We start from the raw sequence: 16,324 nt of genomic DNA, 5'->3' as shown, positions 1-16,324 counted from the left end.
CTGGGAAATATCCAAACAGCCCAGCAGGGGTGCCTCATTCGGGGGCCGTGAACCGTGACATAATGAGCGATGGACCGACGCTGTCGTCTGTCCAGTTCAATCCATCACAACGGATCGTCCGGCACGTACCTGCCGGTGAAGGAGATTAACACCCATGGCATCTGTCACTTTTGACAAAGCTACCCGCATCTACCCCGGTGCAACCCGCGCCTCGGTCGACAAGATCGATCTCGAGGTCGCTGACGGCGAGTTCCTCGTTCTCGTCGGCCCCTCCGGCTGCGGAAAGTCGACCACGCTGCGTATGCTCGCCGGCCTCGAAGAGGTCAACGAGGGACGCATCCTCATCGGTGACCGCGACGTCACCGACGTTCCCCCGAAAGACCGCGACATCGCCATGGTCTTCCAGAACTACGCCCTCTACCCCCACATGACGGTCGCCGAGAACATGGGCTTCGCGCTCAAGATCGCCGGCGTTGGCAAAGAAGACCGCGCCACCCGCGTTCTCGAAGCCGCGAAGCTCCTCGACCTCGAGCCGTACCTCAGCCGCAAGCCGAAGGCCCTCTCCGGTGGTCAGCGTCAGCGCGTCGCGATGGGCCGCGCCATCGTGCGCCAGCCCCAGGTGTTCCTCATGGACGAGCCGCTGTCGAACCTCGACGCCAAGCTCCGCGTCCAGACCCGCACCCAGATCGCGTCGCTCCAGCGCCGACTCGGCGTCACCACGGTCTACGTCACCCACGACCAGACAGAGGCGCTCACCATGGGTGACCGCATCGCCGTTCTGAAAGACGGACTGCTGCAGCAGGTCGGCACCCCCCGCGACCTCTACGAGAAGCCGAACAACGTCTTCGTCGCCGGCTTCATCGGCAGCCCCGCGATGAACCTGTTCAACGCCGACGTCGTCGATGGCGGAATCGCGTTCGGATCCTCCGTCGTTCCCGTCGACCGTGAAACCCTGTCGCAGGCCACCGCGAAGAGCGTCACCGTTGGTGTGCGCCCCGAGGACATCATCGTCTCAACCACCCAGGGCCAGGGCCTCGCAGTCGAGGTCGACCTCGTCGAAGAACTCGGCGCCGACGGCTACCTCTACGGCCACTCCGAAATCGACGGCAAGCGCACCGACATCGTCACCCGCGTCGACGGCCGCTCACACCCCTCACTCGGCGACACCGTGTACCTCACGGCCACGCCGAACCACGTGCACGTCTTCGACACGGAGTCGGGCGAGCGCCTCGGCAACAAGGCAGTCGTCTCGAGCTAGTCTCCGCAGACACCGTCTGACGAACATCACAGTCGAGCTCGTCGCTTGATGCACCAGCCCTGCGGCTCGGTGCACAGGCGGCGGGCTCGTCGTGTTTCTCCCCGCAGCATCCGCGTCGGTCCCCTCCGACAGCGTTCTATCTCGCACATCAGCAAGGAGCAGCTATGAGGGGTTCCCTCACCATCACCTCGGCCATCACCGACCCCGCCCTGCTCGACCTGCCGTGGGACGTCCCCCTCGGCGAATGGGACGACCAGTACATCGCAGCACTGCCCAAGGGCCTCTCGCGGCACCTCGTTCGCTTCGCCCATCTCAGCGGCCACGTCATCGCGATCAAGGAGACCACCGACGACATGGCCGGAGGAGAGTACAAGATGCTCCGCCTGCTGCAGAGCCTCGAGATCCCGTGCGTCGATCCGCTCGCCGTGATCACCGACCGCACCAACGACGATGGCGAGCCGCTGCCCAGCGTTCTGGTCACCCGGCACCTCAAGTTCTCTCTTCCCTACCGCGCCCTGTTCTCGCAGCAGCTGCGACCCGACACCGCCACGCGGCTCGTCGACGCTCTCGCACTGCTGCTCGTGCGCCTGCACGTCATCGGATTCTTTTGGGGCGACGTCTCGCTCTCGAACACGCTCTTCCGCCGCGACGCCGGCGCCTTCGCCGCCTACCTGGTCGATGCCGAGACGGGCAAGCTCTTCTCGGGCGGGCTCTCGAACGGCCAGCGCGAGAACGACCTCGAGATCGCGCGCGTCAACATCGCCGGCGAGCTCATGGATCTCGAGGCCGGCGGGCGCGTCGACGACGAGCTCGACCCGATCAAGGTGAGCAACGGCATCCTCGCCGCCTATCGCACGCTGTGGTCTGAGCTCACGGGCAAGGAGTCGTTCTCGTCGAGCGAGCGCTGGCGTATCAATCAGCGCGTCGACCGGCTCAACGAGCTCGGCTTCGACATCGAGGAGCTCGATATCAAGACCGACGACGAGGGCACGACGGTGCGCATCCAGCCGAAGGTCGTGGATGCGGGCCACCACCAGCGCAGGCTGCTGCGTCTCACCGGGGTCGACGCTCAGGAGAATCAGGCCCGTCGCTTGCTCAACGACCTCGACGACTTCAGCGCGCGGTACAGCAAAGACGACTACGACGAAGAGATGATGGCGCACGACTGGGTGGCCAAAGTGTTCGAGCCCGTCGTGCGCAGTGTTCCGCGCGATCTCAAGCGCAAGCTCGAGCCCGCCGAGTTGTTCCACCAACTGCTCGAGCACCGCTGGTTCATGAGCGAGCAGCAGGGGCGCGACATCCCGCTGGCTGAGGCTCTCAACGCCTATATCAATGACGTGCTCCGCCACCGGCGCGACGAGGCCACGGTCATCGACCCGCCCACGGGAACGATCACCCTGCCCGTCGACGTGCAGACGGGTTCGGTGCCCGTCGAGGCAGAAGACGACGAGGACTGGCGCCTCAAGGTCTAGCGCGGTTTTGCGCTGATCGAGTAGCCGCTCCGACTTCGGAGCGGCCTACTCGACCGGCGCAGAGTGGTCGATCGGCGGAGGCCCCTACTTCTTGGCTGCGCGCAGACGGGAGATCTCGTAGAGCGTGACGCTCGCCGCGATTCCCGCGTTCAGCGACTCCGTGGCCGCGGTGATCGGAATCGACACGACGGCGTCGCAGGTCTCGGTGACGAGACGCGACAGGCCCTTGCCCTCGCTGCCGACGACGATGACGACCGGACCGTCGGCGAACGAGAGGCCGGGAAGCGACACGTCTCCCCCGCCATCGAGGCCGATCACGAACACGCCCTTCTGCTTGAAGGCCTTGAGCGTGGCCGTGAGGTTCGACGCCATCGCCACGGGAGTACGAGCGGCCGCTCCGGCCGACGTCTTCCATGCGGATGCCGTGACGCCCACCGAGCGGCGCTGGGGAACGATGACGCCCTGGCCACCGAAGGCCGAGGTCGACCGGATGATGGCGCCGAGGTTGCGGGGATCGGTGATGCCGTCGAGCGCGACGAAGAGAGGGGTGTCGCCCCGCGAGATGACCTCGTCGAGCAGATCGACGGGGTGCGCGTATTCATACGCCGGCACCTTGAGAGCGAGTCCCTGGTGCACGGAGTCGAAGCTCGTGAGCCGATCGAGCTCGGGGCGCATGACCTCGAGAATCGGGATGCCGCGGTTGGTTGCGAGAGCCAGCGCCTCTTTGACACGCTCGTCCATCTCGATACGGGTCGCGAGGTACAGCGCCGTCGCAGGGATCTTGGCACGGAGCGCCTCGACGACCGAGTTGCGGCCGGTCACGACCTCGAACTCCTCGTTCTTGGCGCTGCGACGCGGGGCCGGCTTGCGGTTCGGGTCTTGAGATGCGCCCCGGCTGCTGCCGCCCCGACCGCCCTTGCCGCCGGCGGCGATGAAGCGCTCTTTGGCAGCCTTCGCCTTCCCGGCGGGGTGGTACGGGCGATCCTCTGCCTTCGGCGTGGGCTTCTTGCCCTCCAAGGCCTGCCGACCCTGGCCGCCCGATCCGACGGCCTTTCCGCGACTCGCCTTGCGTACTGCGCCTGCCCTTGTGGGCTTGCTCGCTCCTGATTTAGCCATCGAGACTCCAATGCGATCCCGAAGGACCGTCTTCAATAGTGATGCCGGCTGCGTTCAGTTCATCACGAACTCGGTCGGCCGTGACGAAGTCGCGACCTTCCCGGGCAGCCTGGCGGTCTTCGAGCAGTCGTTCGACGAGCGCGGCGAGGGCGACATCGGTCGCTCCGCTCGAGCTCGTCGACCACTCGCTGGATAGGGGGTTGATGCCGAGCACGCTCGTCATCGCGATGACGGCGCCCAACGCGTGCGCAGCCTCGACCAGGTCTTCGTTGTCGAGGGCAGCATTGCCCGCACGAACGGTGTCGTGCACGACACCGAGGGCCTGGGGAACGCCGAGGTCGTCATCCATGGCCGCGACGAACTCGTCGGGCATGACCTGAACGGCGTCGGAGGCGAAGCGGGTGTCCTCGAGTCGCCGTTCCGCGCGCTCGAGGAATCCCTCGATGCGTCCGAGTGCTGCCTCGGCTTCAGCCAGAGCTCCATCGTGAAACTCCAGAGTGGAACGGTAGTGGGCCGCACCGAGGTAGTACCGCAGCACGAGCGGGCGCGCCGAGGCGATGAGCTCCGCGGCGAAGATCGAGTTGCCGAGAGACTTCGACATCTTCTGCCCCGAGACCGAGACGAGTCCGTTGTGCAACCAGTAGTTCGCGAAGGGGTCACCGGCCGCCGTGGACTGCGCCAGTTCGTTCTCGTGATGGGGAAAGCGCAGATCGATGCCGCCGCCGTGGATGTCGAACTGGGCACCGAGGTACTTCGTCGACATCGCGGAGCACTCGATATGCCAGCCGGGGCGTCCGGCGCCCCAAGGGCTCTGCCATGACGCCGACTTCGGCTCTTCGGGCTTGCGTCCCTTCCAAAGCGCGAAGTCGCGCACGTCGCGCTTGCCCCGGGGGTCGGAGTCGGTGGAAGGAGCCATGTCGTCGAGGCTCTGGTGGGTGAGTTCGCCGTACAGGGGCCAGGCGCGCGCATCGAAGTACACGTCGCCCGACTCGTCGTCGGCCGGATAGGCGAAGCCCTTGTCGATGAGGCGGCCGATGATCGCGTGCATCTCGGGGATGCTCGCGGTGGCGCGAGGCTCATAGGTGGGCGGGAGCACGCCGATGGCGTTGTAGGCGGCCGTGAACTCGAGTTCGACGCGGTACGCCAGAGCCCACCACGGCTCGTCGCTGCCGGCCGCGTTCACGAGCACCTTGTCGTCGATGTCGGTGACATTGCGAACGAAGGTGACGTGGTGTCCCGAGTGGACAAGCCAGCGGCGCAGCTGGTCATAGACGAGAGCGCTGCGAAGGTGTCCGATGTGCGGCGACGACTGCACCGTGGGTCCGCAGACGTAGATTCCCACCTGGTCAGGAACGAGGGGAACGAAGTCGGACAGGGTCCGGCTTCTCGAGTCATACAGTCGAAGCGCCACCCAGTTAGTTTAGGCGGCGCGGAGCACGTGTTACGTGACCGCGCCCGCAGCGGGCTGGGTCGCCGACGCGATGAGGGCGGTCGCGATGGCGGCGACGCCCTCGCCCCTGCCCGTGAAGCCGAGAGAATCGGTGGTCGTCGCCGACACCGAGACGGGGCAGCCGACCAACGCCGAGAGGAACTCCTCCGCCTCTTTCTTGCGCGGCGCGAAACGGGGACGGTTTCCCACCAGCTGCACCGAGACGTTCGACGGCGCGAAGCCGGCGACAGCCAGGAGCCGTACGGTCTCGAGCACGAAGACGTCGGCGTGCGCTCCGTCGAGCCGTGGGTCGTCGACGCCGAAGATGCCGCCGATGTCTCCAAGACCCGCAGCAGAGAGCAGTGCGTCGCACAGAGCGTGCGCGACGGCGTCTCCGTCGCTGTGGCCCGCGAGCCCTGCCTCTCCGGGCCAGAAAAGACCGGCGAGCCAGAGAGGCTGGTCTGCATCGAGAGCGTGCGCGTCGACACCGACACCCGTTCGAACGGCCAATGCGGATGCCGATGGCCGGCTCGCCGACGATGTCTCGGCCAGCAACTGCTGGGCACGGCGCAGATCCCACGGCGTCGTGATCTTGAACGCGAGCGGATCTCCGGCGACGATGGCGACCGACCCGCCGGCGTGCTGGATCAGCGCCGCGTCGTCGGTGAACTCGCGGTCTGCGGCGGCGTAGGCCGCCACGAGTTCGGTGCGGGGAAAGGCCTGCGGGGTCTGCACGGCCGACAGCTGCGCGCGGTCGACGGTCTCCAGCACCGTCGCGGATGCGTCGACCCTCTTGATCGTGTCGCTGACGGCCAGGCCCGGGATCACACCGCGGCCCGCGGACTCGACCTCGGCGACCACCCTCTCGAAGAGAGAGCCGGGAGCGAGTGCACGTGCCGCATCGTGCACGAGCACGATCTCGATCGAGGGAAGGAGGGCGGCGAGGCCCGACGCCACCGACGACTGTCGGGAGTCGCCTCCGACGACGACGCCGCAGGCATCCGATGCCGCACCCGCGCTCTGCTCGACGATGTCTCGAGCCTGCTGGAGATGGCTCGACGGAGCCACCACCACGACCTGCGCGGGGTCGGCAAGACCGAAGATCGGATCGAGGGATCTCGACAGGATGCTGCGCCCGTCGAGGTCGACGAAGGCCTTCGGCACGGGCTCGCCGAGGCGCGTTCCGCTGCCGGCGGCCACGACGATGATCGCGACGCGAGGCGCCGTTCTAGGAGCGGTCACGACCTAGGAGGCCAGAACCTCGTCGAGAACCAGGGATGCCTTCTCTTCGTCGGTCTTCTCGGCGAGCGCCAATTCGGAGATGAGGATCTGACGGGCCTTGGCGAGCATGCGCTTTTCTCCGGCAGAGAGGCCGCGGTCTTGGTCGCGGCGCCAGAGATCGCGTACGACCTCGCTGACCTTGATGACGTCACCCGACGCCAGCTTCTCGAGGTTGGCCTTGTATCGGCGCGACCAGTTGGTGGGCTCTTCGGTGAACGGAGCACGCAGCACGTCGAACACGCGGTCGACGCCCTCTCGACCGATGACGTCGCGCACGCCGACGAGCTCGACGTTCTCGGCGGGCACCTCGATGGTCAGATCGCCCTGGGCGACCCGGAGCTTGAGATAGGTCTTCTCTTCACCCTTGATGATGCGGGTCTTGACCTCGGAAATCGTAGCCGCACCGTGGTGGGGGTAGACGACTGTCTCGCCGACTTCGAAAATCATCGATGGAATCCCTTCAACGACCTCCAGGATACCACGACGCGTCTTTTCACCCCGGCCGCGAAGGGCGCTCGAGCCCCTTCCGCTCGCGCGCGACGACCGAATGCACGGCCCGCCATTCGGTAGGCTAGAGGAGTCCGCGTCCGGTCTCCTGAAGAGACCGCGCCGAACCACTTCTGGAGGAACTTGTGAGAGCACGACTCGGGGCCGCACTGGCCATGGCCGCCCTTCTCGGGCTTGGCACGGCCGGCTGCGCATTCATCACCCCGCAGGCGACCACAAAAATCGTCGAGGCGGCGAACGGCGTCAACGGAAAAGTCGGAACCGTCGACATCCGCAACGCGACGCTCATCAGCGATGATGGCGAGAACGCAAGCCTGCTCGTCACCTTCAGCAACAGCGCCCGAGAGAGCCGTGCCCTCACCCTTCAGTACGAGGCCGACGGTACGAAGTCGGAGATGACCATTCCGGTCGCCGGCAACGGCAACACGAGCTTCGGTGCAGACGCCGAATCGCAGGTCGTGCTGCGCGGTATCGATGCGAAGGCAGGCTCGCTCTTCCCGATCTACTTCCAGTACGGCGACGCCGAAGGCAAGCAGCTGCTGGTGCCCATCCTGACGACCGAGTTCGAGGAGTACACGGGCCTCGCCCCCACTCCCCTGCCCACCGTCACGCCGACGCCCGTTCCGTCGACGACCCCGCCGCCCGCCGACGGCGATGCGACGCCCACGCCCGAGGCGACGCCCGCGCCGTAACGGCTCGGTTCGACCTCAGGGCGGAGGCGCCCCTCGGTCACGCCTCGAAGCGGTAGCCGAGACCTCTCACGGTGACCAGCAGAGTGGGCTCCGACGGAACCTGCTCGATCTTCGAGCGGATGCGCTTGATGTGCACGTCGAGGGTCTTGGTGTCTCCGAAGTAGTCGGACCCCCAGACGCGGTCGATGAGTTGACCGCGCGTGAGCACGCGACCGGCGTTGCGCAGCAACAGCTCCAGGAGCTCGAACTCCTTGAGCGGCATCGCCGTGTCGACGCCGTTGACCCGCACGGTGTGCCGCTCGATGTCCATCTGCACGGGTCCGCTCTCGAGCACCGGCTCGGCGAGGTCGCTCGGCTCGGTCTGTCGACGCATGATGGCCCGGATGCGTGCCAGCAGTTCGCGTGTCGAGTACGGCTTCGTCACGTAGTCGTCGGCGCCCAGCTCGAGCCCGACGACGATGTCGATCTCGGAGTCCTTCGCCGTAAGCATGATGATTGGCACGGAGCTGCGGGTGCGGATCTCCCGACACACCTCGGTACCCGGGATACCGGGGATCATGAGATCGAGCAGCACGAGCTCGACGCCGCCGCGGTCGAACTCGGCGATCGCGGCCGGGCCGTCTGCCGCCACGGTCACCGTGTAGCCCTCGCGACGGAGAAGGTAGGCGAGGGGCTCGCTCAGGGCGTCTTCGTCTTCGACGAGAAGAATGTGGGTCATCGTGAATCTCCTTGTGCTGCAATGGCGACGGTTGACGCCTCGGGAAGCCGGATCGTGAAAGTAGAACCTCGGCCGAGCTGCGACCAGACCCTCACATCGCCGCCGTGGTTCTCGACCACGTGCTTGACGATACTGAGTCCGAGCCCGGTGCCCCCGGTGTTACGGGAGCGCGCCTGGTCGACGCGGAAGAAGCGCTCGAACACCCGGTCGAGATCTTCGCTCGCGATGCCGAGACCTTGATCGGTGACGGCGATCTCGACGACGCCGTCCTCGACGCGCACACCGATGCCGACGCGCGAGTTGTCGAGCGAGTACTGGATGGCGTTACCCACGAGGTTGTGCAGCGCCATGATCAGCAGCGCCTCGTCGCCGAACACGTGCACGTGTTTGGCGCCGCCCTTGACCAGGGTCGTTCCTCGAAGCTCGGCCTGCACGTGGTTCTGGTCGATGGCCGAGGCGATGAGATGGTCGACGTCGAGCAGCTCTGCCGAGAGCAGGGTGTCTGCGGCCTGAAGTCGAGAGAGTTCGATGATCTCCTGGGTGATTCGCGTAAGCCTGGCCGCCTCGGTGTGCAGTCGCTTCGCGAACCGACGAACCTGCTCGGGGTCGTCGGCAGCGGGATCGAGCGCTTCGGAGAGCAGGGCGATGGCACCGATCGGGGTCTTGAGCTCGTGACTGATATTCGCGATGAAGTCGCGACGCACCTCGTCGAGGCGGAAGGTCTCGGAGTGGTCTTCGGCGAGAAGCAGGATGTACCTCGACCCCAGCCGCGCGACGCGCACGAGGAAGTGCATGCTCGCATCACCGAACGGTCCGCGGGCGAGTTGAACAGGCTGAACGATCGGTTCGCCGGTCGAACGCACGGTATTGACCAGGTCGATGAGCTCGGAGTGCACCAGCACCTGCTGCGAGACGAGTCCTGTCGCCAGAGCACCGGGCGATGCCTTGACGACGTTGTTCGACGGATCTAGAACGACGCCCGCAGACTCCAGTGCGTCGATGACCTGACTGACGCCGTCCGGCACGGCCGGATTGACGACGTCGACGGCCGAGTTTCCCCGTCGTTCAGCTACGTGGAAGAGCGCCATGAATCCGCCCCCAACGACCAGGCCGAATGCCACGGAAAGCAGCACCAGCCAGCCTGAATCCATAGTCCCCACACTAACGACTCGGCTCATGGGACAATTCACGAGGGAAGATGATCGGGGGCCATTTTCCCGATTGTTCAGGTCTTCGGCACCATCCGTTAACCTGTTCTCGCCAGAATGATCCGGGCGTCAGTCGACGCCTCTCCCCTCGACGCTGCACAAAACTCGCTCAGATCGAGTGTCGAGACGAATCCGTGAAAGGACCTTACGCATGCGCGAAGTATTCCAACAGGAGCTGCGGGAGGTACAGGACCGCCTGGTCGAGATCTCGTCTCTCGTCACCGTGGCGATCACCAACGCCACGACCGCGTTCAATGAGTCGAATGTCTCGCTCGCCGAGTCCGTGATCGCCGAAGACCACAAGATCGACGCGCTGGCGGTGAGCCTCGACGAGCTCGCGATCAACATCCTCGCCCTTCAGCAGCCAGTCGCCCGCGACCTGCGCATCGTCGTGAGCGCGCTGCGCATCTCTGCATCGCTCGAGCGCATGGGCGACCTCGCCGAGCACATCGCCCAGCTGGCTCGCTACCGCTACCCCGACAAGGTCGTGAAGAAGAGCCTGCGTGGAACCTTCACCGAGATGGGCCGCCTCGACGTGGCGATGGCCAAGAACCTCACGGTTCTGCTCACCAACGAAGACCTCGCGCTCGTCGAGGTCATCCGCGAAGACGACGACTCGCTCGACGAGCTGCACGTGAGCGTCTTCGACGCTGTGCTCGGAGAGACGTGGAAGGGCGGAGCGGTCGACACCGTCGACGTGACGCTCGCCAGCCGCTACCACGAGCGCTTCGGCGACCACGCTGTCGCCATCGCCAAGAAGGTGCAGTACCTCGCGACCGGCGACTGGGCCGGAGCAGCCGAGTAGCACGACGACCGACTTCTGAAGAGACCGACCGCCTCCTGGCGGTCGGTCTTTTCTTTGCCCGGCACAGGTCGTCAGAGAACGGAAGCTTGCCTCTGCGGAGCACGCTCCCCCATGCTGGGCGTATGAGCTACGCCCCGCGTCCCCAGACATCCCCGCCGTCGCAGACGCTCGCGACCCGGTGGCTTCTCGCACTCGTCACGGTCTCGCTCGGCGGCTACCTCGTCGTGCAGAGCCTCAGCGGGCAGTTCATCCAGCTCTTCCTCAACGCGCGGTTAGACGCGTCGGTCGGGGCCCTGCTTGTTCTGCAGCTGCTCTTCGCCGTCGCGGTGACGGTGCTCGGTTTCTTCTTCGCTCCGGCGACGGTGGCGCGGCGGTCTATCGCCGCTGGAATCGCCGTCGCCGCCGTGCTGCTCGTCGCCCTCTTTCAGGCGGTTCGCCTGACGGCCCGCCTCGGCAGGGGCGGTTTTCTCCTGAGCTTCACCGTCGCCGACGTCTTCGTGATGATGACTCTAGGCTTGGGGCTGGCCTGGCTCATCGTGCGTTCACGCCCCGGGCTGTCGTTCGTCTCTCTCGCGCTCGTCGTCGTCTTGTCGCTCGCGCACTGGGGGCTTCTCATGGGCGGAATCGAGTCGGCCACGACGCAGATCATGATGCTCATTCTGAGTGCCGTCGTCGTAGCAGCGATCGGCTGGGGCGGGGTCCTCGCATCACGGATGTCAGGCCGCGGTGCTGCTCCGTCCCTGTACTCCGCCGCGGCGCAACCGCCTCACCAGCAGCCGCCCCACACACAGCAGAATGACCGGCCCGCAGAGCGCGGACCGGTCATCTGACCATCTCGAAAAGAGGTTACTTCTTGCCCTGGTTGGCGACAGCCGCAGCGCCCGCCGCAGCCGCCTCGGGGTCGAGGTAGGCCGCGGGCTCGATCGGAACGAAGTTCTCGTCGAGCTTGTAAACCAGCGGGATGCCGGTAGGAACGTTCAGCTCGGCGATGTCGTCGTCTGAGATGCCGTCGAGGTGCTTGATGAGGGCGCGCAGAGAGTTGCCGTGCGCCGTGACCAGCACGACCTTGCCGGCCACGAGGTCTTCCGTGATGTCGGAGTGCCAGTAGGGCAGCATGCGGTCGATCACGTCTTTGAGGCACTCCGTGCGGGGCACCTCGCCGTCGATGTTCGCGTAACGGGGGTCGCCGACCTGCGAGTACTCGGCGTCGTCGTCGATGGGGGGCGGCGGCACGTCGAACGAACGACGCCAGGTCTGGAACTTCTCGGGGCCGTACTCCTCGAGGGTCTGCGCCTTGTCTTTGCCCTGCAGGGCACCGTAGTGGCGCTCGTTGAGGCGCCAGCTGCGCTTGACGTCGATCCACTGCCGGTCGGCCTCCGCGAGCGCCAGGTTGGCGGTCTCGATGGCACGCGACAGCACAGACGTGTACAGGATGTCGGGCAGAACGCCCGACGACGCGAGCAGCTCGCCGGCGCGCTTCGCTTCGGCGATTCCCTGCTCGCTGAGGTGCACATCGACCCAGCCCGTGAACAGGTTCTTCTGGTTCCAGTCGCTGTTGCCGTGGCGCAGCAATATCAAGGTATAAGGCGTAGACATGCTCACAAGTCTAGGGGCGGCGGCCTCTCGCTTTCGTGGTGAACTTGATGCATGCCGATCGGTGAAATCACTCGGGGGACGACGAACACGAATCGTCTTCGCCGGGTCGACCGTTTCATCAGCACGGTGCCCGCGCTGCGCCTCTCTGCCGACCCGCTCGTCGTCGATCTGGGATACGGGGCGAGTGGCGTGACGGCTTTCGAGCTGCAGCAGAGGCTCGCGCGGTTCCGCTCCGACGTCGAGGTCGTCGGATTCGAGATCTCTCCCGACAGGGTGCGCACCGCCACCCAGCAGCTCGAGGCCGTGCGTGCCGGCTCCACCTCGTTCGCTCCCGACGCTCGCGTCTCGTTCGCCCTCGGGGGTTTCGAGACCCCGCTCCCCCACGGCCGACGAGCCGCCGTCATCCGTGCCTTCAACGTGCTGCGCCAGTACGACGAATCAGAGGTTGCCGACGCCTGGACCCGCATGGTCGCGAGGCTGCAGCCCGGCGGCGTGCTCGTCGAGGGAACCTGCAACGAGATCGGGCGGGTTGCGAGTTGGGTGTCCGTCACGTCTGCTGGGCCACAGACCTTCACGATCTCCCTGAGGCTGTCTGAGATCGAGAAACCGTCGATCGTCGCCGAGCGACTACCGAAGGCCCTCATCCATCACAACGTGCCCGGTCAGCCGATCCATGCGCTGCTCAGCGATCTCGACAGGGCGTGGCAGCACAACGCCGGCGTCGGCGTGTATGGCGCGACCCAGAGGTGGCTCGCCTCGGTCGAGGCACTGGATGCCGGCGGCTGGTCGATCCTCGGCGCCCGCTCGCGTAGACGGCTCGGCGAATTGACCGTTCCGTGGGCGCAGGTCGCACCCGTCTGAGAAAGGCTGTCAGCTCGACATGTCGGGCATGGCCGCCCGCGCCTCGTCGACGGTGAGCCCCGAGGCCATCAGCAGGTCCATCACGAGTGGTCTCATGGCGAACACGACCGACGTCTCGGCGAGGGGCTGCCCAGGAAGAAGTTGTGCGGGGTGCAGCCTGACCGCGATGAGGATGAGGTTCTGCCGAACCAACGGCACGAGCTCGGGTTCGGTGAGGCTCTGCGACAGCAGGTTGACGCTGCTCACCACGCCCGAGAGAATCTCGGCGATCTCGGGCCGGGGCCGCCCGTCTCGGTCGAGCACCGAGAGCCGCCGGGTGACCACGCGAAGGTTGCGCATGGCGAGATCCATGTTCTGCTGCATCACGTGCTGCCGTTGCAACTCGGCGAGGTGTCTGCGAAGGAAAGGCGAGATGCGCGCGACGGCCACAGCCGAGTCGAGCGAGGCACGCCAGGAGTCGACGAGGGGCTGCGTTCGTCGGGCCTGCTCGAGCACCCGGTCGGTCTCGGTCTCGCTGCCGACGCGCAGCACGGCCACCAACGACGCGACGACGTCAGTGAAGGCAGAGAGAAAACGTCTCGCGTCGCGCAGGGCGCCGCGTCGCGGATCGCGAGGGATCAGCGCGGTGCACAGAAGCGCGATCGTTCCGCCGATCACGCCGTCGATCGTGCGTGTGAACGGTCCGCCGGCCTGCACCGGGAGAACGGCGACGAGCACCGACTGCACGCCGGCCACGATCGCGAACGATGCGGCGGGCGACAAGAGCCGCGCGATGGTGAGCGTCACGCCGAGGGCGAGAGCGAGTTGCCACACCCCCTGACCGAAACCGAGAACGATCGCCTCGCTCAGCGCGATACCCAGCGTCACGCCCAACGCCGTCTCGACCACGCGGAGCGGACGGGCATCCCGCATGAAGCCCAGGCTCGAGATGGTGACTGTCACCGCGGTGACAGGCGCCGGATGCCCCAGCAGATAGCGGGAGATCGAGAACGAGATGACGACCGCGATGACGATCTGCACGATCGCGGGGATGCTCGTCGTGAGCCGGTCGATCGACGCTCCGGGCGCGTAGACGGTTCCGGGCAGGCCGGTAGATGCGACGGCTCGCCGCAGACTGCGTACTGCCGCGCCCGGCCTCACTCGTCTCGGCACGGCGCGTTAGCGCCGCATCACGCCGAGTCGAGGCATGCGCCTGATGCGACCGACGACACTTCCGGCCTCGGGCGGCACGATGACCTCCTGGCCCGCTGCGACGACGATGCCGTCACTCAGAACACCGAGGTCTGGATCGACCGGCGTCGAGCGCCGCACCACGGCGAGCGCGATAGGCCCGAGCTCGTAGTGGATCGCGCTCGACGTGATCTGACCGACCACGTCGGGGTCGTGGTCGCGGTCATCGTTCTGAACCGGAAGCACCACGTCGTCGCCGGGCTTCGGAAGGACGTTGTCTGTTCCGTCGAGATGCAGGAAGACCAGGCGGCGCGGCGGATGGCCGAGGTTGTGCACCTTCGCCACCGTCTCTTGACCCCGGTAGCACCCCTTGGAGAGATGCACGGCGGACCGCATCCAGTCGAGTTCGTGCGGGATCGTCTTCTCGTCGCCCTCCGTGGCGCGACGCGGCCGCCACGCGGCGATACGCAGGGCCTCGGCGGCCAGAACGCCCGCTGCGGAGATCTCGCCGGCGCGGACACGCTCGGCAAGGGCCCCCAGGTCATCGCGGCTGACGAGCGTCTCGCGCCACAGCCACTCGGCCCCCGGGTGATCGGCGACCTGAGCGTACTGGTGCCCGCCCGCCGACACCGCGGACCAGGGGTCGTGCCAGATCAGCGCGACGCCGTTGGGCGACGCAGCCGCCGCATCCAGGATCTCGTTGGAGGCACCGATCGAGCCGACGGTCGCGAACTCCTCGGTTCGGTCGGCGATGACGACGCGCAGCGTGAAGCGCATCTTGAGCAGCCAGGCGAGCAGGGCCGACAGTTCATCGGAGTCGACGAGCAGCCAAGCCGTCTCGCCGTCGTCGACGACCCGCATGTCGAATTCGACACGGCCGGAGACTCCGAGCAGCAGGGACTCCGTCGACTCCCCCGGCGCCAGGCCGGTGAGGCTCTGGCTCGTGAGCGAGTTGAGCCAGGAGAGCCGATCGGCGCCGCTGACGGAGATGACGCCGCGGTGCGAGAGGTCGACGACCGCCCCCGCCAGCAGCGCACGCTGCTCGGCGACGGGATTGCCGTAGTGAGCGGGCACGCCCTGGTCGGCCGCCGCCGAATCGACTGCTCCGGGGAGGGCGAGGAACGGGGAGCCTGCGGAGGTCATCGAGGTCAATCTGTTTTGGCGAGTCGAGCGGATGCGTGGGTGCGGAGGTTCTGACCGAGGGCGGCGATGTCCCAGGCCCAGAGGAGATGGGAGTCGACGAGTCCGTAGATTCGTGTGGCGGCCGTGTACTCCTTGGCGCCGTGCGAGCGCACCACCGCATCGGTCGAGAGGTCGATGCGGGCGCCCGCGACCTGGCCGATGTAGAGCTCCATCACCCCGCCGGGGTGCACGAGGGCGACCTCGACGTCGAAGCCGTTGGTGGCGTTGCGCAGAGTCTCGACCTCATCGGCTGTGGTGAAGGGCTTCTGCTCGGCACCGGGCAGCATCCCCGGGCCAGGGTCGGCCTCGACCAGGGGACGGCTGAGCCGCCAGTATCCGGTCTCCGTGGCGAGAGGCGTGGGTTCGTCGTCGCCCTCGCCGATCAGCCACGCATAGGAGTTGTAGTTCAGGTGAGGCAGGCCGTCTTGGCTGAAGCTCACCCGCTGGCCGAACTCGCGCGTGATCTTCTCGTCACCGACCGTGTAGTCGATGACGCCCGTGCCTTCCCAGACGCCGATGAGCCACGAGAGAGGAACCAGTTCGGCATTGAGCCCGATAGGCAGCTCGATCACGGTCAGCGCTGGCCGCGGAAGAGCTTGAAGATGACCATGCCCGAGATCCAGGCGATGGCCAGGCTCGCGAGACCGAGCAGTCCCACGAAGAACAGTTCGAGCGCGACATACGATTCCATGCATCGATCCTAACCCGACTCCCTCGCCGGGGAGCTCTGAAATCAGGCGGCGAACGAGAGGGGGGCGAGCACGATGGTGGCCAAGACCAGGATGACGACCGCGCCCGTGACACTGGCCGTCACTCGATTGACGTAGCCCTCTTTTCGCCGAATGCCCAGTTGGATGCCGAATGTCAGGAGGGTGGTCACCCCCAGCACCACGGGAAGAAAGACGAGATAGTTCTCGGGCTCGGCGAGCACTGCGACCGAGACGGCGCCGAGCACGGCCACCAGCCAGACCGGCGCTACGCTCTTCATCAGGAGACTCACCCTCCTATTCTGCCCGATAGTATGACGGC

Annotated in this window: 17 protein-coding genes; 6 read left to right on the top strand and 11 right to left on the bottom strand. The window is 66.4% G+C overall.

Features of this window, described 5'->3' with window-relative positions; all coding sequences use genetic code 11:
- Positions 1-154 precede the first annotated feature (154 nt).
- Both ASF79_RS14095 and ASF79_RS14090 read left to right on the top strand, forming a co-directional pair.
- Positions 155-1,258 (top strand): ABC transporter ATP-binding protein, encoded by a 1,104-nt coding sequence (locus tag ASF79_RS14095; RefSeq protein WP_055777767.1) that lies wholly within the window; start codon positions 155-157, stop codon positions 1,256-1,258.
- Between the two features lie 164 nt (positions 1,259-1,422).
- Positions 1,423-2,730, top strand: coding sequence for a DUF4032 domain-containing protein (locus ASF79_RS14090; protein ID WP_055777770.1), 1,308 nt, complete (start codon positions 1,423-1,425; stop codon positions 2,728-2,730).
- Between the two features lie 84 nt (positions 2,731-2,814).
- Here ASF79_RS14090 and rlmB read toward each other — a convergent pair whose 3' ends face one another.
- The 4 genes from rlmB to ASF79_RS14070 are packed head-to-tail and all read right to left on the bottom strand — an operon-like array spanning position 2,815 to position 7,003.
- The gene (rlmB, locus tag ASF79_RS14085) at positions 2,815-3,846 is read right to left on the bottom strand and encodes a 23S rRNA (guanosine(2251)-2'-O)-methyltransferase RlmB (protein WP_055777773.1); all 1,032 of its coding nucleotides are present in this window, start codon (positions 3,844-3,846) and stop codon (positions 2,815-2,817) included.
- Complete coding sequence (gene cysS / locus ASF79_RS14080; RefSeq protein WP_055855828.1) at positions 3,839-5,257, bottom strand: cysteine--tRNA ligase; 1,419 nt, start codon at positions 5,255-5,257, stop codon at positions 3,839-3,841. Before cysS ends, rlmB begins: the two co-directional genes overlap by 8 nt.
- Positions 5,258-5,287: 30 nt before the next feature.
- Positions 5,288-6,517 carry a 2-C-methyl-D-erythritol 4-phosphate cytidylyltransferase gene (gene ispD / locus ASF79_RS14075; RefSeq protein WP_055855824.1) on the bottom strand — a complete coding sequence of 410 codons (1,230 nt, stop codon included), beginning with the start codon at positions 6,515-6,517 and terminating at the stop codon, positions 5,288-5,290.
- Between the two features lie 3 nt (positions 6,518-6,520).
- Positions 6,521-7,003, bottom strand: coding sequence for a CarD family transcriptional regulator (locus ASF79_RS14070; protein ID WP_055777778.1), 483 nt, complete (start codon positions 7,001-7,003; stop codon positions 6,521-6,523).
- 185 nt (positions 7,004-7,188) lie between these two features.
- On the opposite strand from ASF79_RS14070, the gene ASF79_RS14065 reads away from it, so the two are divergent.
- Entirely contained in the window at positions 7,189-7,755 is a 567-nt protein-coding gene (locus ASF79_RS14065) for a hypothetical protein (protein WP_156366265.1), read from the top strand.
- A gap of 37 nt (positions 7,756-7,792) precedes the next feature.
- Here ASF79_RS14065 and ASF79_RS14060 read toward each other — a convergent pair whose 3' ends face one another.
- Both ASF79_RS14060 and ASF79_RS14055 read right to left on the bottom strand, forming a co-directional pair.
- Entirely contained in the window at positions 7,793-8,473 is a 681-nt protein-coding gene (locus ASF79_RS14060; protein WP_055777785.1) for a response regulator transcription factor, read from the bottom strand.
- Complete coding sequence (locus ASF79_RS14055; RefSeq protein WP_055855817.1) at positions 8,470-9,624, bottom strand: sensor histidine kinase; 1,155 nt, start codon at positions 9,622-9,624, stop codon at positions 8,470-8,472. The genes ASF79_RS14060 and ASF79_RS14055 overlap by 4 nt, the downstream gene beginning before the upstream one ends.
- A 208-nt stretch (positions 9,625-9,832) precedes the next feature.
- Between ASF79_RS14055 and phoU the strand changes: the two genes are divergently transcribed.
- A complete protein-coding gene (phoU, locus tag ASF79_RS14050; RefSeq protein ID WP_055777791.1) occupies positions 9,833-10,486 on the top strand; it encodes a phosphate signaling complex protein PhoU in 654 nt (217 codons plus the stop codon).
- 122 nt (positions 10,487-10,608) lie between these two features.
- A complete protein-coding gene (locus tag ASF79_RS14045; protein WP_055855814.1) occupies positions 10,609-11,316 on the top strand; it encodes a hypothetical protein in 708 nt (235 codons plus the stop codon).
- Between the two features lie 16 nt (positions 11,317-11,332).
- Here ASF79_RS14045 and ASF79_RS14040 read toward each other — a convergent pair whose 3' ends face one another.
- Positions 11,333-12,082 carry a phosphoglyceromutase gene (locus ASF79_RS14040; RefSeq protein ID WP_055855810.1) on the bottom strand — a complete coding sequence of 250 codons (750 nt, stop codon included), beginning with the start codon at positions 12,080-12,082 and terminating at the stop codon, positions 11,333-11,335.
- Positions 12,083-12,133: 51 nt separating this feature from the next.
- On the opposite strand from ASF79_RS14040, the gene ASF79_RS14035 reads away from it, so the two are divergent.
- A complete protein-coding gene (locus tag ASF79_RS14035; RefSeq protein ID WP_055855807.1) occupies positions 12,134-12,943 on the top strand; it encodes a class I SAM-dependent methyltransferase in 810 nt (269 codons plus the stop codon).
- A 9-nt stretch (positions 12,944-12,952) separates the two neighbouring features.
- Here ASF79_RS14035 and ASF79_RS14030 read toward each other — a convergent pair whose 3' ends face one another.
- The 4 genes from ASF79_RS14030 to ASF79_RS14015 form a co-directional block, all read right to left on the bottom strand.
- Complete coding sequence (locus ASF79_RS14030) at positions 12,953-14,095, bottom strand: FUSC family protein (RefSeq protein WP_235480525.1); 1,143 nt, start codon at positions 14,093-14,095, stop codon at positions 12,953-12,955.
- 6 nt (positions 14,096-14,101) lie between these two features.
- On the bottom strand, positions 14,102-15,256 hold the full coding sequence (ygfZ, locus tag ASF79_RS14025) for a CAF17-like 4Fe-4S cluster assembly/insertion protein YgfZ (RefSeq protein ID WP_055855804.1): 1,155 nt from the start codon (positions 15,254-15,256) through the stop codon (positions 14,102-14,104).
- A 5-nt stretch (positions 15,257-15,261) separates the two neighbouring features.
- Positions 15,262-15,867, bottom strand: a complete 606-nt coding sequence (locus ASF79_RS14020) for an FABP family protein (RefSeq protein WP_055777810.1) — start codon at positions 15,865-15,867, stop codon at positions 15,262-15,264.
- Positions 15,868-16,028: 161 nt separating this feature from the next.
- Entirely contained in the window at positions 16,029-16,283 is a 255-nt protein-coding gene (locus tag ASF79_RS14015; protein WP_055777814.1) for a hypothetical protein, read from the bottom strand.
- Between the last annotated feature and the right edge of the window lie 41 nt (positions 16,284-16,324).

Origin of the sequence: Agreia sp. Leaf335, assembly GCF_001423605.1 — a bacterium.
Taxonomy (GTDB): Bacteria; Actinomycetota; Actinomycetes; order Actinomycetales; family Microbacteriaceae; genus Agreia.
The sequence above is the reverse complement of the archived record's forward strand: the minus strand, read 5'-3'. Positions and strand labels throughout refer to the sequence as shown.

Excerpts from the sequence above, each read along its gene's own strand:
- ygfZ (WP_055855804.1), bottom strand. The coding sequence starts at position 15,256 with ATGACCTCCGCAGGCTCCCCGTTCCTCGCCCTCCCCGGAGCAGTCGAT.
- ASF79_RS14095 (WP_055777767.1), top strand. The coding sequence starts at position 155 with ATGGCATCTGTCACTTTTGACAAAGCTACCCGCATCTACCCCGGTGCA.
- rlmB (WP_055777773.1), bottom strand. The coding sequence starts at position 3,846 with ATGGCTAAATCAGGAGCGAGCAAGCCCACAAGGGCAGGCGCAGTACGC.
- ASF79_RS14070 (WP_055777778.1), bottom strand. The coding sequence starts at position 7,003 with ATGATTTTCGAAGTCGGCGAGACAGTCGTCTACCCCCACCACGGTGCG.
- phoU (WP_055777791.1), top strand. The coding sequence starts at position 9,833 with ATGCGCGAAGTATTCCAACAGGAGCTGCGGGAGGTACAGGACCGCCTG.
- ASF79_RS14090 (WP_055777770.1), top strand. The coding sequence starts at position 1,423 with ATGAGGGGTTCCCTCACCATCACCTCGGCCATCACCGACCCCGCCCTG.
- ASF79_RS14040 (WP_055855810.1), bottom strand. The coding sequence starts at position 12,082 with ATGTCTACGCCTTATACCTTGATATTGCTGCGCCACGGCAACAGCGAC.
- ASF79_RS14015 (WP_055777814.1), bottom strand. The coding sequence starts at position 16,283 with ATGAAGAGCGTAGCGCCGGTCTGGCTGGTGGCCGTGCTCGGCGCCGTC.
- ASF79_RS14055 (WP_055855817.1), bottom strand. The coding sequence starts at position 9,624 with ATGGATTCAGGCTGGCTGGTGCTGCTTTCCGTGGCATTCGGCCTGGTC.
- ASF79_RS14045 (WP_055855814.1), top strand. The coding sequence starts at position 10,609 with ATGAGCTACGCCCCGCGTCCCCAGACATCCCCGCCGTCGCAGACGCTC.
- ASF79_RS14060 (WP_055777785.1), bottom strand. The coding sequence starts at position 8,473 with ATGACCCACATTCTTCTCGTCGAAGACGAAGACGCCCTGAGCGAGCCC.
- ASF79_RS14035 (WP_055855807.1), top strand. The coding sequence starts at position 12,134 with ATGCCGATCGGTGAAATCACTCGGGGGACGACGAACACGAATCGTCTT.